A 24,702-nucleotide genomic window follows, 5' to 3' on the forward strand; every position below is an offset into this window, starting at 1 on the left:
CCTCCTTATCTGTGCAGCCGCAGCCCCGCGCCGCAGAGCAGGGCCCCCGCCGCCGCGGCGGCGAACAAAAAGGCCCAGAAGCCGAAGAACTCCTGTCCCGGTGGCATGAGCCAAAACAGCGCCAGGGCGACGGCCGCCAGCGCCGCCGTCAGGAGCCAGGCGCGCGGGTCCTTCCGGATGTCGAAGCGGAGGAACGCCCCCGCCAGGGCGCCGATGAGGGCTGCGAGGATCGTGGGGAACATACCGTACGCTCCTTTCGATCAGACCGCGTATTCATAAATGTGCGGGACCCCTCCGGGCGTCACTGGTCCTTGTCCTCCTCCGGGTCCGAGGACATCAGCACCCGCATGATCTCGCTGTACAGCCGCTCCGGGCTCTTGCGGAACCGCTCCGCCAGCATGTTCGCCATATCCTCCCGGGGAATGGCCAGCTTCAGGTCCATGACGCTGCCCATGTCGTCCTCCAGGGAGAAGGCGGCGGTGTAGGTGCCGTTGGGACGCTGGGTGACGGAGGCCTTCACCTGGCTCTTGCGCCGGAGCTTGCGGTTGCAGGCGGCCAGGTTCCTGTCGCACCGCAGCCGCACGGAGTAGGGCAGGCTGGACTCGCAGATGCGGCTGTTGCGCAGGCCCTTTTCGGTGATGGCGTAGAGCCCCTCCTCCGACAGCGTCAGGTGCTCCGTTTTCACCAGATCCGCCAGACACTCGGAGAAGTCGAAGTAGTCGATGGCGTCGTCGCACAGCGTCAGATCCAGCACCGTGTCAAAGGGAATGGGCTCGATGACCCGGGCGGTGATGTAGAGGATGAGGAACTTGATCTCCAGCTTGTCGCGGATAAAGCCTCTGCCGGCCACGGCGGCACCTCCTTTCCAAATGGATGATGATTCAAATCCATTATACCCCAAAATCCCGCCGCCGTACAGAGCGAAAATCGCGCCTGTCGAATTCTGTCTTGACGGGGCGGCCCGGGGCAGGGTATCATGAGGTTCACATCACAGAGAAAGGGGCGGGAGCATGGGCAGACGGATGCTGTGCGCGCTGCTGGCGGCGCTGCTGCTGGCGGGCCTGACGGCCTGCGGCGGGGAGGCGGCGAAGGAGCCGGAGGAGATCCCGGAGGAAGCGGAGGAGGAACTGCCGCAGCCTCAGCCGGAGCCTGCGCCCTGCGTCCCCGCCGGGACCAACCCCCTGACAGGGGAGCCCATGGAGGAGATTTACGAGGCCGACCGGCCGGTGGCGGTGATGTTCAACAACCTGAAGGCCGCCCAGCCCCAGCTGGGTATCTCCCAGGCGGATATCATCTATGAGGTCCCCGCCGAGGGCGGCATCACCCGGATGCTGGCCCTGTACCAGAGCCTGGAGGGGGTGGAGACCCTGGGCAGCGTCCGGTCCACCCGGCCTTACTACCTGGAGCTGGCCCTGGCCCACGACGCCCTGCTGGTCCACGCCGGCGGCAGTCCGGAGGCCTACCGGGACATCTCCGCCTGGGGCGTGGACAACATGGACGGGGTCAACGGCGGGTCCGACGCCGATATCTTCTGGCGGGACCAGGACCGGCGCAGGACCATGGGCTATGAGCACAGCATGGTGACCTCCGGGGAGAAGATCCTGGCGTATCTGGCGGAGGACCACTTCCGCAGGCAGCACGAGGCGGGATATGAAGAGGGACTGACCTTCACGGAGGACGGCACCCCCGCCGGCGGCACGGCGGCGGAGCACATCTCCCTGAAATTCTCCTATTACAAGACCGGCACCTTCGACTACGACGCTGCTTCCGGCACGTATCTGGCGGGCCAGTACGGCGGACCCTACACCGACGGGACCGGCGGCGCCCAGGTCAGCGCCGTCAACGTGCTGGTGCTGGAGACCTCCATCTATGTCAACGCCGGGGACTCGGCGGGCCGCATGACCGCCAAGCTCACCGGGGAGGGGGAGGGCACCTTCTTCTGCGGCGGAAGGTCCGTGCCCATCCGCTGGAGCCGGGCGGACCGGTACAGCCCCTTCGTCTACACCCTGGAGGACGGCACGCCCCTGGCGCTGGGCCGGGGCAGGAGCTACATCTGCATCATCAATCCCCGGGACAGCACCCTCACGGTCAGCTGAGACCGGCGAAACTTCCGGCGGAGCGCCAGTCCGGCGCTCCGCCGTCTGCACCCATCGGCGGGCGGCGCATACACTGGATTGAAAGAGCTCACTCTTTCATCCAGCTACTTATTTTAGGAGGTATTGCAATGCCCGAGAAAGTCATGCCCGGTCCCGTGGGGGAACCCTGCGGCATCCGTGAGGCGGTTTGCATCCATACCAGGAAGATCTTCGATTCCTGCCGTGATAAGGATTGCATCGAGGATCTGCGCTTCTACCCGAAGCTGTCCTGCGTGGAGGCTCTCAACCGCGCCCAGTCCGTCAAGGCCGGCAGCGCCAAGCTGCTGTACGTCTACGTGGACACCGAGCCCGTCAGCTTCAACCGGGGCTTCTACACCGTGGATATGCGGTTTTTCTACCAGGTGACCCTCCAGGCCTATCTGAACTGCTCCTGCCCCGTCACTGTAGAGGGCCTGTGCGTGTTCGACAAGCGGGCCATTCTCTTCGGCAGCGAGGGCAGCGCCAAGATCTTCTCCTCCCAGATGCGGGCGGGGGAGTGCGACGTCCAGCTGACCCGCCAGGCCAACGCCCCCATCGCCGTGGTGGAGGCCGTGGACCCCATCGTCCTGGACGCCCGGATCGTGGACTGCTGCGGCCGCCGGGAGTGCGACTGCGACCTGTGCGAGGTGCCCAGCTTCATCAACGAGTGCTTCGCCGGGGAGCTCTCCAGCGGCGACGACTGCCGCCGGGTCTATGTCACCCTGGGCCAGTTCTCCATCGTCCGGCTGGAGCGGGACACCCAGCTGCTGGTGCCGGTGTACGACTACTGCATGCCCGACAAGGAGTGCGCCTGCGGCGACGGCTGCGAGGATCCCTGCGCCCTGTTCCGCACCATCAATTTCCCGGTGGGCGAGTTCTTCCCGCCCAACACCGTCAAGGCGCCGGAGTGCTACGAGGAGGCCAAGGGCTGCTGCTGCCACAAGTGAGGCCCTGCGGGGGCGGCCCCTCCTGAGGGTGCGAGGTCCCCGGAGAATGCACCCCATTTTCAGCACCAGCGTGGTTCCCCCCGGCCGAAATAAGTTCGGCCGGGGCTGCGCTAAAAACTTGCCCCCGGCAAGTTTTCTTAACGCTGCGCCGGTCCAAAAGAAAAGACGCTTTTGACGAAGATGCGGCCCATCCGGGCCGCATCTTCGTGTAACGGGGGTCGTGCGAATCGGTCCGGCAGGCATCGATGGCCCCGTCGTCCCTGCGCCGGACCCCGGCAGTCGAAAGACCTTGGAGCCGCATAGACGGTGCGGCGGGTGATCGGGGTGGTTGTCGGATTTGCCCCTGCTCCGATCTCCGCGCGTTACGCGCTGCCCCGGCGGTTGATGCAGGCCTCCCATTGGGGGGGTAGGGGCGGATGGAGGAACCGCCTGCTTTCCTGGTTTGGAGATGTAGAGGCCGATGGAGGATCCGCCCGTGGTGCTGACTTTCGTCGAACGCCGGGGGAGCGGCAGCGGAAATCGGCGCTGGTCGATTCGTCTGCCACCCCGTCCATCCACCCGCGGACGTTGTGCGGGGACCAGGCTCTTCCAGCGCCAATGTCCGGCGCAGGGCCGACGGTGCAGCCGCCCCTCACCACGCCGATTCGCACGACCCCCGTCATACGAAAGAACGGCCCATTCGGGCCGTCCTTTCGTCTCAGCATCTTTTCCTTTGACCGGCCGCGGCCGTTTTCTTTTCGATGCCTCGAAAAGAAAATGGGGGCGGAATCCGCCGGGAGACCTCCCGGCCTCCCCGGAGGGGCGCCTCCCGGCCGGGTCCGCCCGTCCCCTTACATCTGCCCCTGGTAGCGGACCATGAGGCACCACTCCAGCACGGACTTGCCTGCGAACACCCCCACCGCTGTGAGCGTCACCCACAGCGGAGCCCCCAGGGCGATGGACAGCCACGCCGCTCCCAGCACCGTCCACTGGAGGACCTCGCCGGAGACGGCTTTGGCCCGGCGGCGGATGGCGGTGTTGCGCTCGTCCTTCTCCTCGATCTCCGTCTGACGGGCCAGCCGGGGGTCCTTCTCCGCCTGCCGCAGCATCAAGAGGTTGGCAAGGCCCATGGCGGCAAGGCCCGAACTGACGCCCACCATGGCCCCGCCCGCCGTGTCGGGCAGAGCGTCGCCCAGCAGGGCCGTCAATGCCAGCGCTGCCGCCAGCAGCCCCAGGCCCAGGATCAGCAGCGTCCGGTACAGCGTGCGTTTCTTGTTCATGGTCCGATCCTCCTCACATTCTCCGCCGCAGCCACAGGGTGAATACCCCGGTCAGCAGCACGTTGAAAGCGGCGATGCCCAGCAGCGTCCAGGTGATCCGTTCCGGCACGTCCAGGTAGCTGGACACGGCGCTCCCCAGAGCCAGCAGCACCGTGGTGACGTTGCCCGCCCAGGCCTCCGCCCGGTAGCGGATGGCGGTGTTGCGCTCGTCATTGCGCGCCTTCTCCCGCTGCTGCAGCACCGGGTCCGACTGGATCATGCTCTGTCCGATCAGGCCCGCGATGCCCAGGCCGATGGCGCCGCCCGCCAGAGGGGCCAGGATCTCGGACACGGCCGTGGGCAGGAACTGGGCCCGGATATCCAGCAGGCCCACGGCCACCAAGGCCACGCCCAACACCATTACCAGGCAATACGCAAGGGTGGTCCGCTTCATGATCCCTCATCCTCCTCGTAGATGAAAATGTCCTCAATGGCGCAGTCAAAGTACCGGGCAAGCTTGAAGGCCAGCAGGATGGAGGGGTTGTACCGCCCGTTTTCCAACGAGCCGATGGTCTGCCGGGAGACCTCCAGGGCCTCCGCCAGCTCCTCCTGCCGCAGGCCCCGCGCCTTTCGCAGCTGCTCCAGCCGGTTTTTCATGGCGCGCCCCCTCTCTTCGTGAAATGGAAAGTTTGCTTTCCATCATCAGCGTACCACAGCAGCGGAAAAATGTCAAGCGCACTTTCCATTTATCCGGCGAAAGGGAGGAGGCTTGACAATCCCGGCGGGGAAGGATATACTAGAGCGGTATATTGAACTGCGGAGATGGGAAGCAGTACCCGGAGGGCGGAAGCCGAGAGAGAGCGCGGATGGTGGAAGCGCCCGTGAGGCCGCCGGGGAAGTCGTCCCGGAGCACCGGAGCCGAAGGAGGAGTAGGCTGCGGCGGCATCCCACCGTTACCGGGGAGGGGCGCGGCAGCGCCCGCTGAGCGCGTGCATGGCACGAATCCAGGTGGTACCGCGGACATTTGTTCGCCCTGGGCCGAAGAGGCCCGGGGCGTTTTTGTTTGGAGGGAGGAGGGAGCGCGTTGTTCGAGATACAGATCCCTGCAGAGACGCCGGTCATAGGCGCGGTCACTTTTTTCCAGATAAAGCTGGGAAAATTCCGCCTGCTCCGGGCCTGGCGCGTCTTCCTCCTGGTGCTGGGGGTGCTGTCATTGCTGGTGGGGGTCCTGTGCCTCCTGGTCTCCCTGGACGTCCTGGCCCTGGCCCCGGTGGTGATGGGGATACTGCTGCTGCTCCTGGGAGCCGGTCTCCCCCGCATGGCTGTCCGCATGGCGGATAACATGTTGAAGAAGGACCTCAAAAGTTGCCATCCGGTGTGCATCACCTTTGATGGCGACGGCATGCGCAAGACGGTCCACGGCATCGTGACCACGGTCCCCTATGAGAGCTTCAGCCATCTGCTGCTCTGCCGGGGGAGCTACGTAGTGGGCCTGGAGGGCGAGACCACCCGGTACCAGTCGCTGCCCAAAGACTGTTTCACCCAGGGAGATCCAGAGGCCTTCCCGGACTTTTTCCGGGAAAAGACGGGCCTTAATTTTGTATCCATCTAACTTCACGAATCAGGACCCCAGGTCCAAGAGCATAGGAGGATCGACTCATGAGAAAAGAACTGCCAAAGGTGTATGAGCCCCAACAGGTGGAGGGGCGCATCTACGAGATGTGGGAGAAGGCGGGCTGCTTCAACGGCGACCCGGACCCCAAGAAGGAGCCCTTCTCCATCGTCATGCCGCCCCCCAACGTCACCGGCCAGCTGCACATGGGCCACGCCCTGGACTGCACCCTCCAGGACATCCTGACCCGCTTCAAGCGGATGCAGGGCTACTCCACGCTGTGGCTGCCCGGCGTGGACCACGCCGGCATCGCCACCCAGATCAAGGTGGAGGAGGAGCTGCGCACCAAGGAGGGCCTGACCCGCTATGACCTGGGCCGGGAGAAGTTCCTCCAGCGGGTGTGGAAGTGGAAGGAGCAGTACGGCGACCGGATCGTGGCCCAGCAGAAGAAGATGGGCGTGTCCTGCGACTGGTCCCGCTCCCGCTTCACCATGGACGACACCTGCGCCAAGGCCGTCCGGGAGACCTTCTGCGAGCTGTACGACAAGGGCCTGATCTACAAGGGCAGCCGCATCATCAACTGGTGCCCCCACTGCACCACCGCCCTCTCTGACGCCGAGGTGGAGTATGTGGACAAGCCCGGCCACCTGTGGTATATCCGCTATCCCCTGACCGACGGCTCCGGCGATCTGGTCATCGCCACCACCCGGCCCGAGACCATGATGGGCGATACGGGCGTGGCCGTGAACCCGGAGGACGAGCGGTTCAAGCACCTGGTGGGCAAGACCTGCATCCTGCCCATCATGAACCGGGAGATCCCCATTGTAGCCGACGAGTACGTGGAGCTGGGCTTCGGCACCGGCGCCGTGAAGATGACCCCCGCCCACGACCCCAACGACTTCGAGGTGGGCCTGCGCCACAACCTGGAGACCATCCGCTGCATCGGCGACGACGGCAAGATCAACGAAAACGGCGGGCCCTACAACGGGATGGACCGCTACGAGTGCCGCAAGCAGATCGTCAAGGACCTGGAGGAGCAGGGCTACCTCATCAAGACCGAGCCCTACAACCACAACGTGGGCACCTGCTACCGCTGCCACAACGACGTGGAGCCCCTGATCTCCGCCCAGTGGTTCGTGAAGATGGCGCCCCTGGCCGAGGAGGCGCTGCGGGTCGTCCGGGAGGGCGAGGTGAAGTTCGTCCCCGAGCGGTTCTCCAAGACCTATATCAACTGGATGGAGAACGTCCACGACTGGTGCATCTCCCGTCAGCTGTGGTGGGGCCATCAGATCCCCGCCTGGTACTGCGACGACTGCGGCCACATCAACGTGGACCGGAAGGACCCCACTGTCTGCCAGAAGTGCGGCTCCACCCATCTGACCCGGGACCCGGACGTGCTGGACACCTGGTTCTCCAGCGCCCTGTGGCCCTTCTCCACCATGGGCTGGCCGGAAAAGACCGCGGATCTGGACTTCTACTATCCCACCTCCGTCATGGTCACCGGCTACGACATCATCTTCTTCTGGGTGGCCCGGATGATCTTCTCCGGCTGCGAGCAGATGCACAAGATCCCCTTCCACACCGTGCTGATCCACGGCCTGGTCCGGGACGACAAGGGCCGCAAGATGTCCAAGTCCCTGGGCAACGGCATCGACCCGCTGGAGATGGCGGAGAAGTACGGCGCCGACGCCCTGCGCTTCAACCTCATCACCGGCAACTCCCCGGGCAACGACACCCGGTTCTACACCGAAAAGTGCGAGGCCATGCGCAACTTCGCCAACAAGATCTGGAACGCCAGCCGGTTCGTGATGATGAACCTCACCATCGACACCTGCGCCCTGCCGGACGCCGCGGCCCTGGCCCCGGAGGACAAGTGGGTCCTCTCCAAGCTCAACACCCTGGTCAAGGAGGTCACCGAGAACCTGGACGCCTACGAGATCGGCGTGGCCTCCGCCAAGGTCTACGACTTCCTGTGGGACACCTACTGCGACTGGTATATCGAGCTGACCAAGACCCGCCTGAACGGCACCGACGAGCAGGCCAAGCTCACGGCCCAGAACGTCCTTTGCTACGTGCTGACGGAGCTTCTGAAGCTGCTGCACCCCTTCATGCCCTTCATCACCGAGGAGATCTTCCAGGCCCTGCCCCACGAGGGCGACTACCTGATGACCTCCGCCTGGCCCAAGTACCGGGAGGACCTGCGCTTCCCGGAGGAGGAGGCCAGCCTGGAGGCCGTCATGGACACCATCAAGGCCATCCGCACCCGCCGGGCCGAGATGAACGTGGCCCCCTCCAAGAAGGCCGAGGTGCTGCTGGTCACCGCCACGCCGGAGATCTACCGCCAGGGCCTGCACTTCATCGAGCGCCTGGCCTACGCCAGCGCCGTGACCTTTGCCGACGCCGCCCCGGCGGACGTCAGCGGCTTTGTCACCGTGGTCACCCACAACGCCACCGCCTACCTGCCCCTGAGCGAGCTGGTGGATCTGGCGGCGGAGCGGGAGCGCATCGCCAAGGAGCTGGAGAAGGCCTGCAACGGCCTGCGGATCGTGGAGCAGAAGCTCTCCAACGAGAAGTTCGTCTCCCGTGCCCCCGAGGCCGTGGTCAACGTGGAGCGGGAGAAGGCCGCCAAGTTCCGGGAGCTGATCGCGAAGCTGGAGGAGTCCGCCAAGGCCATGGAGGGCTGAGGCGAAGTCCCTTTCCCATGACCGCCCGGCGGGAGAGCCCATCTCCCGCCGGGCGTTTCCGCGGCGCTCTTGACATTCCGGCGCAAATCCGGTATAATCCTGCCCGTATACAGCGAGGAAGAGGAGGAGTACCCGCCACGATGCTGCATAGAGAGCCCCTGGCACGGTGAAAAGGGGAGAGCGGACGGCGGCGAATACACCTTGGAGCTGGCACCCCAACGGCCCATGGGCCCAGTAGGCGTGCTCCGGGAGCGCCCGTTACCGCGCGGCCGTGTGCTGGCACGGCGTGAGGCTGTCCTCGCGAGAGGGCGGCGAAGCAGAGGTGGTACCGCGAACGACCATTCGCCCTCTGTCCCAAACACGGGACAGAGGGTTTTGATTCTGTTCCGAAAAAACCTTTGAACAGGAGAGATACGACTATGCAGATCTACGAGGAACTGAAGGCCCGGGGCCTGATCGCCCAGGTCACCGACGAAAACGAGATCCGGGAGCTGGTGAACAACGGCAAGGCCGTGTTCTATATCGGCTTCGACCCCACCGCCGACTCCCTGCACGTGGGCCACTTTATGGCTCTGTGCCTGATGAAGCGGCTGCAGATGGCCGGCAACCGGCCCATCGCCCTGATCGGCGGCGGCACCGGCTATATCGGCGACCCCTCCGGCCGCACCGATATGCGCTCCATGATGACGCCGGAGACCATAGCGCACAACTGCGAGTGCTTCAAAAAGCAGATGGAGCGGTTCATCGAGTTCGGCGAGGGCAAGGCCATGATGGTCAACAACGCCGACTGGCTGCTGAAGCTGAACTATATCGACCTGCTCCGCGAGGTGGGCGCCTGCTTCTCCGTCAACAACATGCTGCGGGCCGAGTGCTACAAGCAGCGCATGGAGAAGGGCCTTTCCTTCCTGGAGTTCAACTATATGATCATGCAGTCCTATGACTTCTACCACATGTTCCAGACCCTGGGCTGCAACATGCAGTTCGGCGGCGACGACCAGTGGAGCAACATGCTGGGCGGCACGGAGCTGATCCGCCGCAAGCTGGGCAAGGACGCCTACGCCATGACCATCACCCTGCTTTTGAACTCCGAGGGCAAGAAGATGGGCAAGACCGCCTCCGGCGCCGTGTGGCTGGACCCCAACAAGACCTCTCCCTTCGACTTCTACCAGTACTGGCGCAACGTGGGCGACGCGGACGTGCTCAAGTGCATCCGGATGCTGACCTTCCTGCCGCTGGAGCAGGTGGACGAGATGGACACCTGGGAGGGCGCCCAGCTCAACACCGCCAAGGAGATCCTGGCCTACGAGCTGACGAAGCTGGTCCACGGCGAGGCCGAGGCCGAGAAGGCCCAGGCCGCCGCCCGGGCCCTGTTCGGCGGCAGCGGCGACTCCGCCGACATGCCCTGCACCAAGCTCTGCCGGGCGGACTTCACCGCCGAGGGCGAGATCGACATTCTGACGCTGCTGGTCAAGTGCGGCCTGGCCGCCTCCAAGGGCGAGGCCCGGCGGCTGGTCCAGCAGGGCGGCGTGTCCGTGTGCGGGCAGAAGGTGGCCGATATCGAGGCCAAGTTCTCCTGCAAGGACTGCTGCGGCGAGGGCGCCGTCATCAGGAAGGGCAAGAAGGTCTACCACAAGGCCCTGCTGTCCGAATAAACGCATCCAACGACGGGACAGACGCGGCGCCCACGGCGCCGCGCCTGTTCTGGCGTTTTGTGAAATTCACGTTTCGACCAGAAAGGAACCGCCATGATCACAGTCAACGACGTCTCCCTGAACTTCTCCGGGCAGACCCTGTTCAAGCACGTGGACCTGAAATTCGTCCCCGGCAACTGCTACGGCATCATCGGCGCCAACGGCGCCGGCAAGACCACCTTCCTGCGCATCCTCTCCGGGGACCTGGAGCCAACCACCGGCGAGGTGGTGATCTCCAAGGAGGACCGGATGAGCGTCCTCAAGCAGGACCACTTCCAGTACGACGCCTACACCGTGCTGGACACCGTCATCCTGGGCAACCAGCACCTCTACGACGTGATGAAGGAGAAGGACGCCCTGTATGAGAAGGAGGACTTCTCCGACGCCGACGGCGTCCGGGCCAGCGAGCTGGAGGCGGAGTTTGCCGAGATGGGCGGCTGGGAGGCCGAGAGCGACGTGAGCCGCCTGATCCAGGGCCTGGGCCTCTCCAATGACATTTTGTACAGCGAGATGAGTTCTCTTACCGCCAAGGAGAAGGTGAAGGTCCTGCTGGCCCAGGCCCTCTTCGGAAAGCCGGACATCATCCTCCTGGACGAGCCCACCAACCACCTGGACATCCAGGCCATCGAGTGGCTGGAGGACTTCATCATGGACTGCGAGAGCCTCATCATCGTGGTCAGCCACGACCGCCACTTCCTCAACACCGTCTGCACCAGCATCGTGGACGTGGACTACGGCGGGATCCGGATGTACGTGGGCAACTACGAGTTCTGGTACCAGTCCAGCCAGCTGATGCAGCGGATGATCAAGGACCAGAACCGGAAGAAGGAGGACAAGATCAAGGAGCTCCAGGAGTTCATCTCCCGCTTCTCCGCCAACAAGTCCAAGTCCAAGCAGGCCACGGCCCGGAGAAAGCTCCTGGACAAGCTGACGGTGGAGGAGATGCCCGCCTCCTCCCGGCGCTATCCCTTCGTGGGCTTCAAGATGGACCGGGAGCCGGGCAAGGAGATCCTCAGCGTGGAGGGTCTTTCCAAGACCTTGGACGGCCGGAAGGTGCTGGACAACGTGTCCTTCCGGGTGAACAAGGGGGACAAGATCGCCTTCGTGGGGGAGGACGAGATCGCCAAGACCACCCTCTTCAAGATCCTCATGGAGGAGCTGGAGCCGGACGAGGGCACCTTCAAGTGGGGCACCACCATCACCACCAGCTACTTCCCCCTGGACAACTCCGCCTTCTTCAACGGCTGCGACCTCAATCTGGTGGACTGGCTGGGCCAGTACACCGCCGACAACGCCGAGGAGGGGACCGAGTCCTTCAAGCGGTCCTTCCTGGGCCGGATGCTCTTCTCCGGCGACGACGTGTTCAAGCCGGTCAAGGTCCTCTCCGGCGGCGAGAAGGTCCGGTGCATGCTCTCCCGCATGATGCTCTTCGGCTCCAACGTGCTGATTTTGGACCAGCCCACCAACCACCTGGACCTGGAGTCCATCACCGCCGTCAACAACGGCCTCATCGACTTCAAGGGCGTGGTGCTCTTCGCCAGCCACGACCATGAGTTCGTTCAGACCGTGGCCAACCGGATCATGGAGCTGGTGGACGGCAAGCTGATCGACAAGATGTGCACCTACGACGAGTATATCGCCGGCGCCCGGGAGGAGATGCTTGCCCGGCTCAAGGGCTGAAAACTTGTCACCGAATTGTAGTTGACATAACGTTACACCGCCCCTATACTGAGCGTATACTCGGTATGGGGGCGGTGTTTTTATGGAGAGAGGGCGGATCCTGGGGGTGGTCCTGCTGGCGGCGGTGACGGCGGGGGCCATTGGATATGCGGCGTCCCGGCAGGCGGAGGAACGGGCGGCGGAGGCGGCGTATCAGGCGTACCTGGATGCGCTGCCGCTGGCGGAAGCGGAGGGGGAGACCTGCTCTCCCAACGGGCGGTTCCAGGTGCGGACCGCGGGGGAGACGGCGGCTGAGCGGTTTTCCCCGCGGCGGTTTCTCACGGTCGGAGGCGCCGCCCGGATCCCGGGAATCTACCTGGATCCGGGCGGCGCCTCTTTGCTTGGGAACGGCCTGAGAGAAAAAATCTTTCGGCAGGTGTCCAGTTTGGCCCCGCCGGAGCGTTTATAAGAGCAAACAGACAGGGGAGGGAGATCATTGCTGATCTATTTGCAGGCCATTGAGACACCGTCGGAGCGGGCCCGGTTCCAGGAGATGTATCTCACATACCGGGGGCTGATGTACCGTGTGGCCTATCAGATCCTGAAAAACCGCCAGGACGCGGAGGATGCGGTGCATCAGTCCTTCGTGAAGCTGGCGGAGCAGGCCGGGCGCCTGCCCGACGGCCCCGGCCCCCGGATGCAGAGCCTGGCGGTGACCGTGGCGGAGCGAAAGGCCATCGACCTGTGGCGCAGCCGCCGCCGTCATCCCCAGGTGGAACTGGACGAGGTGGCGCTGGCATGCCGCTCCGCGCCGCTGCCGGACAGCGCACTGGCGGCCGCCCTGGCGGACCTTCCGCCCCGATACCGGGAGGCGCTGCTGCTGAAATACTGCAACGGCTATTCCCACCGGGAGATCGCCGGATTTCTCTCCACCACGCCGGAGGCGGTGTCCCAGGTGATCCGCCGGGCCAAAAAGCGCCTGACGCAGGCGCTGGAGGAGGGGGAGGACGCCCTGTGACGGCTGACGCCTCCTCGGGCCGCGGCGAAAGGGCGGCCGCCCCATGACAAAGCCGCCCGGACCACCGGGCGGCTTCTTTCGGAGAGGAGGCGCTTCAGACGGCTTCGGCCTCCAGCAGCCCGTACCGCTCCAGCGCCCGGCGGATGCGGGCGGTGACGGCCTCGTCGGGCTCGCACAGGGGCAGCCGCAGAGGCCCGGCCTCCCAGCCCATGAGGTTCAGGGCGGTCTTGACCGGGATGGGGTTCACGTCGCAGAACATGGCGTCGCAGAAGTCCTTCAGCTCCAGCTGCAATTTCCCGGCGGCGGCGTAGTCGTTGGCGAGGCACAGCTCCGTCAGGCGGTGCATCTGGGCCGGCAGCACGTTGGCCACCACGGAGATGACGCCCCGTCCGCCCAGCATGCAGATGGCCGCCGTCTCGTCGTCGTTGCCGGACCAGATGGAGAAGTCCGCGGGACAGAGGTTCCGGGTTTTCTGGATATTGCTGAAATTGCCCCCAGCCTCCTTGACGCCGTTGATGTTGGGGTGCTTGGAGAGCTCCGCGTAGGTCTCCGGCGCGATGGTGACGCCGGTGCGGGAGGGCACGTCGTAGAGGATGACGGGCCGGTCCACCGCGTCGGCGATGGCGGTGTAGTGGCGGATCAGGCCCTTCTGGCTGGCCTTGTTGTAGTAGGGCGTCACCACCAGCAGCCCGTCGGCCCCGGCCCGCTCCGCGTCCCGGGAGAGGGTGACGGCGGTCTCCGTGGCGTTGGAGCCGCTGCCCGCGATCACCGGCACCCGGCCGTCCACGCGCTCCACGCAGAACTCGATGGTCCGCATCCGCTCGTGGTAGCTCATGGTGGTGGCCTCGCCGGTGGTGCCGCAGACGATGACGGCGTCGGTGCCGTTTTGGAGCTGGAAGTCCAGCAGACGGCCCAGTGCGGCAAAATTCACGGTCTCATTGGTGAAGGGCGTGACGATGGCCACGCCGGAGCCGGTAAACAGGGGTTTGCGCATGATCTGTACCTCCTATACAAGTCCGCCCGGATGTTGTCTCCATTGTATAGGATCATTCTATGCGGGATAATCCGAATTTGTGCCGAAAACCATGCAAAACATGCTGCCTTGTCCCGACGGAAAAGCCGGGCGCCTTTTGGGCGCCCGGCTCCTTCGTCACTGTGTACAGGAAACCGATCAGTCCATGTAGCCCTTGGCGCACAGCAGCTCCGCCAGGAGCACCGCGCCGCCGGCCGCGCCCCGGAGGGTGTTGTGGCTCAGGCACACGAACTTGTAGTCGTACTGGCTGTCGGGCCGCAGGCGGCCGATGGACACGGCCATGCCGTGCTCCAGGTTCCGGTCCAGACGGGTCTGGGGCCGGTTCTCCTCCTCAAAGTAGTGGAGGAACTGCTTGGGAGCGGAGGGCAGGTCCAGCTCCTGGGCGGGGCCCCGGAAGGCGGCCCAGTCGGCCTTGATCTGCTCCATGGTGGGCTTGCAGCCGTCGGCGAACTTCATGAACACGGCGGCCATGTGGCCGTCCTGGCAGGCCACCCGGAAGCACTGGGCGGTGATGGCGGGGCTGGCGGCCTTGACGATCTTGCCGTCCTCGATGCGGCCCCAGAGCTTCAGGGGCTCGGTCTCGCTCTTCTCCTCCTCGCCGCCGATGAAGGGGATGCAGTTGTCCACCATCTCGGGCCAGCGCTCAAAGGTCTTGCCGGCGCCGGAGATGGCCTGATAGGTGCACACCAGCGCCTTCTCCAGGCCGTACTTCTTCAGCGGGTGCAGGGCGGGGACGTAGCTCTGGAGGGAGCAGTTGGACTTGACGGCGATGAAGCCCCGCTTGGTCCCCAGGCGCTTGCGCTGGGACTCGATAACGGCGATGTGGTCGGCGTTGATCTCCGGCACCACCATGGGCACGTCGTCGGTCCAGCGGTGGGCGGAGTTGTTGGAGACGATGGGGCACTCCAGCTTGGCGTACTTCTCCTCCAGGGCCCGGATCTCCTCCTTCTTCATATCCACGGCGCAGAAGCAGAAGTCCACCATGGAGGCCAGCTTTTCCGCGTCGGCCTCGGCGTCCAGAACCACGATGCTCTTGGCCTCCTCCGGCATGGGGACATCCAGGGCCCAGCGGCCGGCCACGGCCTCGGCATAGGGCTTGCCGGCGCTGCGGGCGCTGGCCGCCAGGGCGGTCAGACGGAACCAGGGGTGGTTCTCCATGAGGGTGATGAACCGCTGGCCCACCATGCCGGTGGCGCCGATAATGCCCACTTTGTACTCTTTCATATGCGTTTCCTCCTGCTGCGATGTTGCGGCGGGGGCCGGAACCGGCCCCCGTCGATTTTTGGTTGAATGTGTCGCCGGTTTGTACTATAATGGGTTCCATTGGGAACGACCATGGCCTGTACTTGTGGGACGGACATTTGTATGTATATTAGCATACTTTTCCGCCCCAGTCAAGGCCGCGGATATTGGGGAGGATTCATGAAAAAACTGCTTGCGACTGTGATGCTCGTTGTGACATTTTTTACCCTGAGCGCTGTGACCGCCTCGGCCGCCGTGACGAACAACACGGTGAAGGTGGGGCTGCGGTACGGCTCGTCGGTGATGGAGTCCGCCAACCTGGAGAACGCCCAGGGCAGCGGCTACGCCTTCGGCTATTTCGACGGCAGCCGCCAGTTCGTGCCCATGGGGTACACCGACGTGACCACCATCACCATGACCCCCGACGTCTGGGGCGGCATCACCGTGACGGTGACCGGCACCAGCCAGGTGGTCTACTCCTGCGTGGACAGCACCCTGGGCGTCATGCCCCAGGACCCGGGGGGAGACCCCATCACCTGGTTCAAGGGCTACCGCTACCGGGGCGGGTTTGAGTACACCTGCTCCAACGGCGGGCTCCAGGTGGTCAACGTGGTGGGGCTGGAGGACTATGTCAAGGGCGTCATCCCCCACGAGATGAACGGCAACTGGCCCCTGGAGGCGCTGAAGGCCCAGGCGGTCTGCGCCCGGACCTTCGCCTGCCGCAGCACCAAGCACGCCTCTTACGGCTTTGACGTCTGCGCCACCATCGACTGCCAGGTCTACAACGGCGTTTCCACCTCCACGCCCCTCAGCGACCAGGCGGTGAACGAGACCGCCGGGCAGTGCATCCGGTACAACGGACAGCTGATCGAGGCGGTGTACCACTCCTCCGACGGCGGCGCCACGGAGGACGGCGCCAAGGTCTGGGGCGGGGACACGCCCTACCTCAAGGGCAAGACGGACCCCTATGAGGCCCAGACCACCATCCCCAACTACAACTACACCGTTACATATACCCCGACGGAGCTGACCTGGGTCCTCCAGAACAGCGGCTACTCCATCGGCAACGTGGTGGACGTGTACGTGGCGGAGCGGTCTGCCCTGGGCAACGTCACCAAGGTGGTCTTTGTGGACGACACCGGCAAGAGCCTGACCGTCACCGGCCAGGCGTGCTCCAACGCCTTTTACAGCACCACGCTGAATAAGAACGTGGCCAGCCTCCGGTTCACCATCTCCGGCGGCTCCGGCGGCGGAGGCTTCTCCGTCAACGGCTCCTCCTCGCTCCAGAGCCTCACCGGCGCCTCGGTGATCTCCGGCAAGGGGACGCTCTCCTCCCTGCAGGAGGGGACCCACAGCGCCGTCACCTCCTCCGGCACCGTGACGCTGAGCGCCTCCGGCGCCTCCGGTTCCTCCGGCGGCAGCCAGTTCGTGATCACCGGCACCGGAAACGGGCACAATGTGGGCATGAGCCAGTACGGCGCCAAGGCCATGGCGGAGCTGGGATATACCTATGTGGATATCCTCAATTTCTATTACACCGGTGTGACCATCGGATAAGGAGACCCGAAGATGCAGACCCATGATTTTTACTACGACCTGCCCCAGGAGCTGATCGCCCAGACCCCCATCGAGAAGCGGGACGCCTCCCGGCTCATGACATTGGACCGGCGGACCGGCGCGGTGGGGCACCACCATTTCTATGACCTGCCGGACTTCCTCAACCCCGGCGACTGCCTGATCCTGAACAACTCCCGGGTGCTGCCCGCCCGGCTGCTGGGCTCCCGGCTGCCCGGCGGCGGCGCCTGCGAGGTGCTGCTGCTGACCGACAGGGGGGACAAGGTGTGGGAGTGCCTGGTCCGCCCGGGGAAGAAGCTGCGCCCGGGCACCCGCCTGACCTTCGGCGAGGGGGCCCTGACGGCGGAGATCGTGGACGTGCTGGAGGGCGGCAACCGCCTGGTGCGCTTCGACTACGAGGGCATCTTCCTGGAGACCCTGGAAAAACTGGGCAAGATGCCTCTGCCGCCCTATATCAAGGAGGAGCTCCAGGACCAGGAGCGCTACCAGACCGTCTACTCCAAGGTCCTGGGCAGCGCCGCCGCCCCCACGGCGGGGCTCCACTTCACGCCGGAGCTGCTGGAGACCATCGCCGCCAAGGGCGTGGGCATCGGCTATGTGACGCTCCACGTGGGCCTGGGCACCTTCCGGCCCGTGAAGGAGGACAACATCGAGGACCACCCCATGCACAGCGAGTTCTGCACCATCTCCCAGGAGACGGCGGACCTCATCAACCGCACCCGTGCCGGCGGCGGCCGGTGCATCTGCGTGGGCACCACCTCCTGCCGGACCCTGGAGTCCTGGGCGGCGGAGGACGGCCACATGGAGCCCCGGTCCGGCTGGACGGATATCTATATCTACCCCGGCTACAAGTTCAAGGTGATGGACGGCCTGGTGACCAACTTCCACCTGCCGGAGTCCACCCTCATCATGCTGGTGTCCGCCTTCGCCGGGCGGGAGCACGTCCTGGCCGCCTATGCCGAGGCGGTCCGGGAACGGTACCGGTTTTTCTCCTTCGGCGACGCCATGTTCCTCAGCTGAAAAAGCCCTCCGCGCGCCCCCGGCTGCCGCCGGGGGCGTTTTCCTGTGAAAAGGGAGAAAAAACGCGCAGTTTGTCAAGACAAACGTTTGCAAAACACCTTGACAGTGCTGTTTGCATATGGTATCTTAATTAGAAAACTCCCGGCTTGCCGATGCCGCGCCCGCGGCGGAGGCAGCCATGCAGACCTGCCGCCTGGGAGGGCGGGTCGGGCCGCGGACGCGGCAGTCCGGCACACCGGACGGGACGGCGGAATGCCGGAGCAGGGAGGAACGATTATGAATCCAAGGGAGCATGAGCGGGTGGCCGTGAACGTGTCCACCATCACCATCGTCATCAACGTGGCGCTGTCGCTGTTCAAATTCGCCGCCGGCATCCTGGCCCGGTCCGGGGCCATGGTGTCCGACGCCGTCCACTCCGCCTCCGACGTGCTGGCCACCCTCATCGTGATATTGGGGGTGAAGCTGGCGGGCCGGGCCGCCGACGCGGACCATCCCTACGGCCACGAGCGGCTGGAGTGCGTGGCCGCATTGGTGCTGGGCATCATCCTGGGCGCCACGGGCGTTGGCATCGGCTGGTCCGGCGTGCAGAAGATCCTGGGCGGGGAGGAGCTGGCGTCGCCCGGCGCCCTGGCCCTGGCGGCCGCGGTGGTGTCCATCGTGGTCAAGGAGGCCATGTTCTGGTACACCCGGGCCGCGGCCCGGCGCATCGACTCCAGCGCCCTCATGGCGGAGGCCTGGCACCACCGGTCCGACGCGCTGTCCTCCGTGGGCAGCTTCGCCGGCATCCTGGGCGCCCGGCTGGGCTGGCCGGTGCTGGATCCCATCGCCTCCGTGGTGATCTGCCTGTTCATCCTCAAGGCCGCCTGGGATATCCTGTCCGACGCCCTGGAGCGGATGACGGACCACGCCTGCGCCCCGGAGCTGGCGGAGGAGATGGAGAACTCTGTGCTCTCCCAGCCCGGCGTGCTGGGGGTAGATACCCTGAATACCCGCCTCTTCGGCGACCGGATCTACGTGGACGTGGAGATCCGGGCCGACGGGGAGCTGACCCTCAACGAGACCCACGCCACCGCCCAGGCCGTCCACGACGCCCTGGAGGCGGGCTTCCCCCAGATCAAGCACTGCATGGTCCACGTGAATCCCGCCCGGGTGGAGGGCTGAAAATGGCGTTTGGAGCGCCGGAGCCATTGGCTCCGGCGCTTTTTGTCTTGCGCCCGGCGGCGGGATGGACTATAATAACTTGAATGGCCTGCCCGCCCGGCGGGGCGGAGGCGGCTCATATCCACAGGAGGATCACTATGTTTCAGGTTCTCAAACAAGAGGGCCGCGCCCGGCGCGGCCAGTTTTCCTGCGCCCACGGCGGCGTGGTCCAGACGCCGGTGTTCATGAACGTGGGCACCCAGGCGGCCATCAAGGGCGGCGTCAGCGCCCTGGACCTCAAAGAGGTGGGCTGCCAGATCGAACTGAGCAACACCTACCACCTGCACCTGCGGCCCGGCGACCACATCGTCCGGCAGATGGGCGGGCTCCACAGGTTCATGAACTGGGACGGCCCCATCCTCACCGACTCCGGCGGGTTCCAGGTGTTCTCCCTGGCGTCGCTGCGGAAGATCAAGGAGGAGGGCGTCACCTTCGCCTCCCACATCGACGGCCACAGGATCTTCATGGGCCCCGAGGAGTCCATGCGCATCCAGTCCAACCTTGGCAGCGACATCGCCATGGCCTTCGACGAGTGCGTGGAGAACCCGGCCACCTACGAGTACGCCAAGGCCAGCTGTGAGCGGACGGCCCGGTGGCTTGCGCGGTGCAAGACCGAGCACGACCGCTTGAACAGCCTGCCGGACACGGTGAATCCCAAGCAGATGCTCTTCGGCATCAACCAGGGCGCCACCTTCCCGGACCTGCGGGTGTGGCACATGAAGGAGATCGCAAAGCTAAACTGCGACGGCTACGCCATCGGCGGCCTTGCCGTGGGGGAGCCGGCGGAGGTGATGTACGAGATCATCGACGCCGTGGAGCCCCACATGCCGGCGGACAAGCCCCGGTATCTCATGGGCGTGGGCACCCCCAGCAACATCATCGAGGCCGTCAGCCGGGGGGTGGACTTCTTCGACTGCGTGATGCCCTCCCGCAACGGCCGCCACGGCAAGCTCTTCACATGGGAGGGCACCGTCAACATCATGAATGAGAAGTACGCCACCGACGACCGGCCCGTCAGCGGCAGCTGCGGCTGCCCGGTGTGCCGCAATCACTCCCGGGCGTACCTGCGGCACCTTTTCAAGGCCGACGAGGTGCTGGCGCTGCGGCTGGCGGTGCTGCACAACCTCTGGTTCTACAACGAGCTGATGGCGAAGATCCGCGCCGCCATCGAGGAGGGGACCTTCGCGGACTTCCGGCAGCGGTACAGCGGACAGCTGGAGCGGCGGGCCTGAGGACAAAAAAGTGCTTGCAAATATAGGGATATTTGGTATAATAGTCCCGTTCTGATTATAAGAAAAAGGAGCTTCGCGTACTATGACTTACGAATCCATTATCATGCTGGTGGTCCTGATCGCCGTGTTCTACTTCCTGCTGATCCGGCCCGAGAACAAGCGGAAGAAGAAGGCCCAGGAGATGCGTGACAGCCTGAAGAAGGGCGACGTGATCACTACCATCGGCGGCATCGTCGGCAAGATCGTCATGGTCAACCCCGACACCCTGGTCATCGAGACCAGCGAGGACCGCGTCCGCATGGAGATCACCAAGTGGGCCATCTCCACCACCGGCGTTCAGGCCTCCACCGAGCCCGTCAAGGAGAAGAAGGAGAAGAAGGAGTCCGCCGAGGAGCCCGCTGAGGAGCCTGTGGACGAGATCCCCGCCCCCGAGGAAGAGGAAAAGTAAGATCTCCCTCATAAAACCGTCCTCCCCCGTCATATGCTCCAGTGAGAGCATTGGACGAGGGAGGGCTTTTTTATGGCAAAAGGGAAAAGGGCGGCCTGGGTGCCGCTGGCCCAGGGGATCGGTCTGGCCCTGGGGATCGATCTGCTGGCCCAGCCCCTGCTGGCACTGCTGGCGGTGAAGGGCGTGCTGGGGGAGAGCCAGACGTTCCCGGCTGTGGCTGCGGCCTGCGTCCTGGCCACCCTGGCGGGGGCGCTGTACAGCGCGGCAAAATGCCCCTGGGGCACGCTGGTCAGCGGACTTGGCTGCGGGGCCGGAGTGGCGGCGGTGCTGGCGGCGCTGGGAGTGCTGTGCTGGCAGCAGGTGGCCTGGACCGGCCGGGGCGGTGTGGTGCTGCTGTGCGCCCTGGGAGCCGGTGGACTGGGCGGTCTGCTGGGCCGGAAGGGCGGCAAGCGGACCCGGAAGCGGCCCCGGCGGAAGTAAGCGGCTCTTGTGCATTTTACCGAAATTTCACAGCGGCCCTGCGTTTCCGTCCCGGAGGGGAGGGGGGAGCGCGGCCGGGATGGGTCACGGCGGCGCCGGCAAATATGGGGCGCCGCCGTCGTTATGTCTACAAGATGTTGCCTCTGTTTGGCCCGGTCTCCGGGACGCGGCAGGTGTCTGTTGCATAAGTTAACATAATACAGTTTACATAATATTTTGTCATAAATCACAAAAAACGCAAACTTCCAGTAAATTCCTTGAAAAATCAGGGGATTTGCACTATATTAGAACAGAGCAAGGTTTACGTTAACCGTTTCATAAATCCGCCGCCCGGCTCATATAGTGGAGCGAGGTGAGGCGGATTGAAGGGGAACGGACGCAACAAACACCCGCTGTCTCCGGCGCACTCACTGCCTCGCCTGCTCCTGCTGGCTCTTTGTTTCCTGGCCGGCGTGATTTTGGGACAGGTCCTGGCGGGACGGGTGCCGGCGGAGACCGGAGCGGAACTGAACAGATATCTGGAGGACTATGTCCGCGTGGGCGGGCAGACGGGACGGTCCGCCGCCGCGGCGCTGTCCGCGGTGGTGATCTATTTCCGATACCCGCTGCTGGCCTTTCTGCTGGGCTTTGCCTCCATCGGCGTGGTGCTGCTGCCCTGCGTGACCATGGCCTACGGGTTTTTCCTGTCCTTCTCCGTGTGCTGCTTCACGGCGGCCTTCGGAGCCGACGGGGTGCTGCTGGCCCTGGCGGTGTTCGGGCTGCGGTGCGCGGTGACGGTGCCTTGCTACTTCCTGCTGGCGGTGCCCTCCTGGGGGACCTCCGCGGCCTTGGCCGCCGTCTCGTTTGGGAGCGGACGGCGCTGCGCTCCGGTGATCTACGGCCGGAGCTGCTGGCTGCGGCTGGGACTCAGCGCGGCGGCGCTGCTGGCGGGCGTGTGCGCGGATCTGCTGCTGGCCCCGGCCCTGCTGGGGATGATCCTGGAGCGGATCTTGTAGCTGAAGAAAAGGGGGGAGCATCCTGGCTGCTGATTTGATTGCGGAGTACGGCGCCTATCTGACGGAGGAAAAGCACGCCTCTCAGAACACCGTCAGCTCCTATCTGCGGGATGTGTCCCAGTTCTCCCAATACCTGCGGGATTATCAGGACAGCGACCTGCGCCGGGCCGAGCCGGAGATGGTCCAGAGCTATATGAGCTGGATGCAGGGGCGGGGCAAGTCCGCCGCCTCCATCACCCGCTTCCTGGCGTCGGTGAAGTCCTTCTACAACTACCTGACGGCCAACGGCACCGTCAAATCCAACCCCGCCAAGGGCATCACCGCCAACCGGGCGGAGCGGAAGTATCCGGAGATCCTCACCGCCAAGGAGGTGGAGATGTTCCTGGAGCAGCCCCAGTGCGTGGACGCCAAGGGCTTCCGGGACCACGCCATGCTGGAGCTGCTCTACGCCACCGGCATCCGGGTCAGCGAGCTGATCTCCCTGGATCTGGACGATCTGAACCTGGCGGCCGGGTTCCTCCGGTGCCAGAGCAAGGGCAAGGAGCGGATCATTCCCCTGTACCACACCGCCGTCAAGGCCATCGGGGACTACGTCCGGGACGTCCGGCCCCAGCTGATCGCCGACAGCGGCGAGACGGCCCTGTTCGTCAACATGAACGGCGAGCGCATGAGCCGCCAGGGCTTCTGGAAGATCATCAAGCACTATCAGGAGAAGGCGGGGATCCAGAAGGACATCACGCCCCACACCCTGCGCCACTCCTTTGCCGTGCACCTGCTGGAAAACGGCGCGGACCTGCGGTCCATCCAGGAGATGCTGGGCCATGCCGACATCTCCTCCACCCAGATCTACACCCATGTGATCAAGCGCCAGCTGAAGGACGTGTATCAGAAGGCTCATCCCCGGGCGTGAGGAGGGGGGGCCCCTCCGGGGGCGCGGGGGTCCTGCGGGGGATCCGCCCCCGTTTACAGCACCAGCGTGGTTCCCCCCGGCCGAAATAAGTTCGGCCGGGGCTACGCTAAAAACTTGCCCCCGGCAAGTTTTCTTCACGCTGCGCCAGTCAAAAGAAAAGATGCTGTGACGAAAGGGCGGCCCATCCGGGCCGCCCTTTCGTGTGTGCGGAGGTCGGGCGAATCGGTCGGGCGGGTGTCGATGGCCCCGTCGTCCCTGCGCCTTACCCTGGCGGTCGAAGAGCCTGGTCTCCGCATAACCACTCTGGGTGGGCGGACGGGGTGGGAAACGAATGGACCAGCGCCGCTTTCCGCTGCCGCTCACCTGGCGTTTGAGGAGAGCCCGGCAACACGCTGCGGCGGGGCATGGGTTCCGCCTGCTGATGCCGGTGCCGCGCAGCCAACTGTCCCATTTTGCCGTAGGGGCGGATGGAGGACCCGCCTGCCGCTCAGGCTTTTGACCGGCACCGGGCCAGCGGCAGCGCAGTTCCGGGTCCGGAGCCGCTTCCGGGGCTTTTCGCGAGCGCCCAGGCAGCGGCAGCGGAAAGAGAAGCAGACCAAGTCGACAAGTACCCCCGCCCCTCCGCCGCAGGGCCTACGCGGCAGTGCAGTTCCGGGTCTGAAGCCGCTTCCGGGGCTTTTCGCGAGCGCCCAGGCAGCGGCAGCGGAAAGAGAAGCAGATCAAGTCGACAAGCACCCACGTCCCTCCGCCGCAGGGTCTATGCGGAGACAGGGTATTTCGACTGCCGGGGTATAGCGCAGGGCCGACGGGGCCATCGATGCCCACCGGACCGATTCGCACGACCCCCGTATTCCGGCAAAACGCCCCAGCTGGGGCATTTTGCCGCCCCGGCGGCTTTCTTTTGACCGGCCGCGGCCGTTTTCTTTTGTCAAGACAAAAGAAAATGGGGGCGGATCTGCCTCGGGGACCCCGCGCCCCCACCCGGCCCGCCGGGCAAGGGACGGCACCTGACGATACGCCTCCGTCCCGTCCCCCTCATCCGTCCGGCTTTCAGCCGTCCACCTTCCCCCGGTGGGGGAAGGCTCTCCCGTCAGGGACGAGGCCTTGCGGGGGCATCTCAGGCAGGGATCCCCTCATCCCTCCGGCCCGCGGCCATCCACCTGACCGTTGTCTCTTACCCTCGGGGGAGGGCTCTCCGCCGGGGCTTACAGAGTCATTTCCGGCAGAAGAGGGGGAGGCGCGGCCCCTTCGACGCCGCCCCTTCGTCCTTCTGCGCAAAGACCGCCGCCCCGGCCACAAAAAATTCATAGTTTGTATATACGGAATATGTTGTATATTTATTGAGAGCGTGCTATACTAATCCTCGCTAAGCGGCGGCGCAGTATCCTAGTCAGATCTGCCGTTTCCCAGGGAGGGCCTAAAAATCCTTCGAAGGGCACATCGATGAAACCTCTGGTGCCTGCTTGTTACGCCCAGTTTCGGGTGGGTGCTGGGGGGAAGCGCGGGAGTCCCCGCGCTTGCGGTCTCAGGGCGCTTTCCAATGGCATGGTTATCCCGACCCTGTTTCCGTGGAGACCTGCTGTTGTGCACAGACGTACTCCCAT

Annotated in this window: 23 protein-coding genes; 16 read left to right on the forward strand and 7 right to left on the reverse strand. The window is 64.9% G+C overall.

The features are described from left to right. Positions 1-5: 5 nt before the first annotated feature. Both ACVDHE_RS12905 and ACVDHE_RS12910 read right to left on the reverse strand, forming a co-directional pair. On the reverse strand, positions 6-242 hold the full coding sequence (locus ACVDHE_RS12905) for a hypothetical protein (protein ID WP_458884789.1): 237 nt from the start codon (positions 240-242) through the stop codon (positions 6-8). Between the two features lie 59 nt (positions 243-301). After that, positions 302-850 (reverse strand): DUF4364 family protein, encoded by a 549-nt coding sequence (locus ACVDHE_RS12910; protein WP_458884790.1) that lies wholly within the window; start codon positions 848-850, stop codon positions 302-304. 160 nt (positions 851-1,010) lie between these two features. Between ACVDHE_RS12910 and ACVDHE_RS12915 the strand changes: the two genes are divergently transcribed. After that, positions 1,011-2,096: a DUF3048 domain-containing protein gene (locus tag ACVDHE_RS12915; protein ID WP_458884791.1), complete on the forward strand. Its 1,086-nt coding sequence runs from the start codon at positions 1,011-1,013 to the stop codon at positions 2,094-2,096. A 128-nt stretch (positions 2,097-2,224) separates the two neighbouring features. After that, positions 2,225-3,061: a hypothetical protein gene (locus tag ACVDHE_RS12920; protein ID WP_325226935.1), complete on the forward strand. Its 837-nt coding sequence runs from the start codon at positions 2,225-2,227 to the stop codon at positions 3,059-3,061. 830 nt (positions 3,062-3,891) lie between these two features. On the opposite strand, the gene ACVDHE_RS12925 is transcribed toward ACVDHE_RS12920, so the two are convergent. From ACVDHE_RS12925 to ACVDHE_RS12935, 3 genes are read right to left on the reverse strand one after another with little or no spacing between them, the layout of a single operon-like run. After that, positions 3,892-4,320 (reverse strand): hypothetical protein, encoded by a 429-nt coding sequence (locus tag ACVDHE_RS12925; protein WP_213038407.1) that lies wholly within the window; start codon positions 4,318-4,320, stop codon positions 3,892-3,894. A gap of 13 nt (positions 4,321-4,333) precedes the next feature. Continuing rightward, a complete protein-coding gene (locus tag ACVDHE_RS12930) occupies positions 4,334-4,753 on the reverse strand; it encodes a hypothetical protein (RefSeq protein WP_458884792.1) in 420 nt (139 codons plus the stop codon). After that, positions 4,750-4,956 carry a helix-turn-helix transcriptional regulator gene (locus tag ACVDHE_RS12935; protein WP_325226932.1) on the reverse strand — a complete coding sequence of 69 codons (207 nt, stop codon included), beginning with the start codon at positions 4,954-4,956 and terminating at the stop codon, positions 4,750-4,752. The genes ACVDHE_RS12930 and ACVDHE_RS12935 overlap by 4 nt, the downstream gene beginning before the upstream one ends. A gap of 427 nt (positions 4,957-5,383) precedes the next feature. Between ACVDHE_RS12935 and ACVDHE_RS12940 the strand changes: the two genes are divergently transcribed. The 6 genes from ACVDHE_RS12940 (at position 5,384) to ACVDHE_RS12965 (ending at position 12,963) form a co-directional block, all read left to right on the forward strand. Next, positions 5,384-5,911: a hypothetical protein gene (locus tag ACVDHE_RS12940; RefSeq protein WP_458884793.1), complete on the forward strand. Its 528-nt coding sequence runs from the start codon at positions 5,384-5,386 to the stop codon at positions 5,909-5,911. Between the two features lie 47 nt (positions 5,912-5,958). After that, positions 5,959-8,595: a valine--tRNA ligase gene (locus ACVDHE_RS12945; RefSeq protein WP_458884794.1), complete on the forward strand. Its 2,637-nt coding sequence runs from the start codon at positions 5,959-5,961 to the stop codon at positions 8,593-8,595. A 419-nt stretch (positions 8,596-9,014) separates the two neighbouring features. Beyond that, entirely contained in the window at positions 9,015-10,247 is a 1,233-nt protein-coding gene (gene tyrS / locus ACVDHE_RS12950; RefSeq protein WP_458884795.1) for a tyrosine--tRNA ligase, read from the forward strand. A 93-nt stretch (positions 10,248-10,340) separates the two neighbouring features. After that, positions 10,341-11,966: an ABC-F family ATP-binding cassette domain-containing protein gene (locus tag ACVDHE_RS12955; RefSeq protein WP_458884796.1), complete on the forward strand. Its 1,626-nt coding sequence runs from the start codon at positions 10,341-10,343 to the stop codon at positions 11,964-11,966. 82 nt (positions 11,967-12,048) lie between these two features. After that, on the forward strand, positions 12,049-12,414 hold the full coding sequence (locus ACVDHE_RS12960) for a hypothetical protein (protein WP_458884797.1): 366 nt from the start codon (positions 12,049-12,051) through the stop codon (positions 12,412-12,414). Between the two features lie 27 nt (positions 12,415-12,441). Continuing rightward, entirely contained in the window at positions 12,442-12,963 is a 522-nt protein-coding gene (locus ACVDHE_RS12965) for an RNA polymerase sigma factor (RefSeq protein WP_213038415.1), read from the forward strand. Between the two features lie 94 nt (positions 12,964-13,057). On the opposite strand, the gene dapA is transcribed toward ACVDHE_RS12965, so the two are convergent. Further along, the gene (gene dapA, locus ACVDHE_RS12970) at positions 13,058-13,957 is read right to left on the reverse strand and encodes a 4-hydroxy-tetrahydrodipicolinate synthase (protein ID WP_458884798.1); all 900 of its coding nucleotides are present in this window, start codon (positions 13,955-13,957) and stop codon (positions 13,058-13,060) included. 177 nt (positions 13,958-14,134) lie between these two features. Beyond that, the gene (asd, locus tag ACVDHE_RS12975; RefSeq protein WP_458884799.1) at positions 14,135-15,220 is read right to left on the reverse strand and encodes an aspartate-semialdehyde dehydrogenase; all 1,086 of its coding nucleotides are present in this window, start codon (positions 15,218-15,220) and stop codon (positions 14,135-14,137) included. A 198-nt stretch (positions 15,221-15,418) separates the two neighbouring features. Here asd and ACVDHE_RS12980 point away from each other — a divergent pair, with 198 nt between their 5' ends. The 8 genes from ACVDHE_RS12980 (at position 15,419) to xerD (ending at position 23,098) form a co-directional block, all read left to right on the forward strand. After that, entirely contained in the window at positions 15,419-16,795 is a 1,377-nt protein-coding gene (locus ACVDHE_RS12980) for a SpoIID/LytB domain-containing protein (RefSeq protein WP_458884800.1), read from the forward strand. A gap of 12 nt (positions 16,796-16,807) precedes the next feature. Then, a complete protein-coding gene (gene queA / locus ACVDHE_RS12985; RefSeq protein ID WP_458884801.1) occupies positions 16,808-17,833 on the forward strand; it encodes a tRNA preQ1(34) S-adenosylmethionine ribosyltransferase-isomerase QueA in 1,026 nt (341 codons plus the stop codon). Positions 17,834-18,109: 276 nt separating this feature from the next. Next, positions 18,110-18,994 (forward strand): cation diffusion facilitator family transporter, encoded by an 885-nt coding sequence (locus ACVDHE_RS12990; protein WP_458884802.1) that lies wholly within the window; start codon positions 18,110-18,112, stop codon positions 18,992-18,994. A gap of 137 nt (positions 18,995-19,131) precedes the next feature. Next, positions 19,132-20,265, forward strand: coding sequence for a tRNA guanosine(34) transglycosylase Tgt (gene tgt / locus ACVDHE_RS12995; protein WP_458884803.1), 1,134 nt, complete (start codon positions 19,132-19,134; stop codon positions 20,263-20,265). Between the two features lie 82 nt (positions 20,266-20,347). Then, entirely contained in the window at positions 20,348-20,713 is a 366-nt protein-coding gene (yajC, locus tag ACVDHE_RS13000) for a preprotein translocase subunit YajC (protein WP_213038422.1), read from the forward strand. 72 nt (positions 20,714-20,785) lie between these two features. Further along, positions 20,786-21,193 (forward strand): TIGR04086 family membrane protein, encoded by a 408-nt coding sequence (locus tag ACVDHE_RS13005; RefSeq protein WP_213038423.1) that lies wholly within the window; start codon positions 20,786-20,788, stop codon positions 21,191-21,193. 452 nt (positions 21,194-21,645) lie between these two features. Next, positions 21,646-22,188, forward strand: a complete 543-nt coding sequence (locus ACVDHE_RS13010; RefSeq protein ID WP_458884804.1) for a hypothetical protein — start codon at positions 21,646-21,648, stop codon at positions 22,186-22,188. A gap of 34 nt (positions 22,189-22,222) precedes the next feature. Next, the gene (gene xerD / locus ACVDHE_RS13015; protein WP_458884805.1) at positions 22,223-23,098 is read left to right on the forward strand and encodes a site-specific tyrosine recombinase XerD; all 876 of its coding nucleotides are present in this window, start codon (positions 22,223-22,225) and stop codon (positions 23,096-23,098) included. Positions 23,099-24,702: the final 1,604 nt, after the last annotated feature.

It is taken from the genome of Dysosmobacter sp. Phy (genome assembly GCF_054476235.1).

Bases quoted from the DNA above. Each gene is read 5' to 3' on its own strand.
- yajC (WP_213038422.1), top strand. From the start codon at position 20,348: ATGACTTACGAATCCATTATCATGCTGGTGGTCCTGATCGCCGTGTTC.
- ACVDHE_RS12945 (WP_458884794.1), top strand. From the start codon at position 5,959: ATGAGAAAAGAACTGCCAAAGGTGTATGAGCCCCAACAGGTGGAGGGG.
- ACVDHE_RS13005 (WP_213038423.1), top strand. From the start codon at position 20,786: ATGGCAAAAGGGAAAAGGGCGGCCTGGGTGCCGCTGGCCCAGGGGATC.
- tyrS (WP_458884795.1), top strand. From the start codon at position 9,015: ATGCAGATCTACGAGGAACTGAAGGCCCGGGGCCTGATCGCCCAGGTC.
- ACVDHE_RS12955 (WP_458884796.1), top strand. From the start codon at position 10,341: ATGATCACAGTCAACGACGTCTCCCTGAACTTCTCCGGGCAGACCCTG.
- ACVDHE_RS12980 (WP_458884800.1), top strand. From the start codon at position 15,419: ATGAAAAAACTGCTTGCGACTGTGATGCTCGTTGTGACATTTTTTACC.
- asd (WP_458884799.1), bottom strand. From the start codon at position 15,220: ATGAAAGAGTACAAAGTGGGCATTATCGGCGCCACCGGCATGGTGGGC.
- ACVDHE_RS12925 (WP_213038407.1), bottom strand. From the start codon at position 4,320: ATGAACAAGAAACGCACGCTGTACCGGACGCTGCTGATCCTGGGCCTG.
- ACVDHE_RS12960 (WP_458884797.1), top strand. From the start codon at position 12,049: ATGGAGAGAGGGCGGATCCTGGGGGTGGTCCTGCTGGCGGCGGTGACG.
- ACVDHE_RS12990 (WP_458884802.1), top strand. From the start codon at position 18,110: ATGAATCCAAGGGAGCATGAGCGGGTGGCCGTGAACGTGTCCACCATC.
- queA (WP_458884801.1), top strand. From the start codon at position 16,808: ATGCAGACCCATGATTTTTACTACGACCTGCCCCAGGAGCTGATCGCC.
- ACVDHE_RS12915 (WP_458884791.1), top strand. From the start codon at position 1,011: ATGGGCAGACGGATGCTGTGCGCGCTGCTGGCGGCGCTGCTGCTGGCG.
- ACVDHE_RS12930 (WP_458884792.1), bottom strand. From the start codon at position 4,753: ATGAAGCGGACCACCCTTGCGTATTGCCTGGTAATGGTGTTGGGCGTG.
- dapA (WP_458884798.1), bottom strand. From the start codon at position 13,957: ATGCGCAAACCCCTGTTTACCGGCTCCGGCGTGGCCATCGTCACGCCC.
- ACVDHE_RS12905 (WP_458884789.1), bottom strand. From the start codon at position 242: ATGTTCCCCACGATCCTCGCAGCCCTCATCGGCGCCCTGGCGGGGGCG.
- ACVDHE_RS12920 (WP_325226935.1), top strand. From the start codon at position 2,225: ATGCCCGAGAAAGTCATGCCCGGTCCCGTGGGGGAACCCTGCGGCATC.
- tgt (WP_458884803.1), top strand. From the start codon at position 19,132: ATGTTTCAGGTTCTCAAACAAGAGGGCCGCGCCCGGCGCGGCCAGTTT.
- ACVDHE_RS12935 (WP_325226932.1), bottom strand. From the start codon at position 4,956: ATGAAAAACCGGCTGGAGCAGCTGCGAAAGGCGCGGGGCCTGCGGCAG.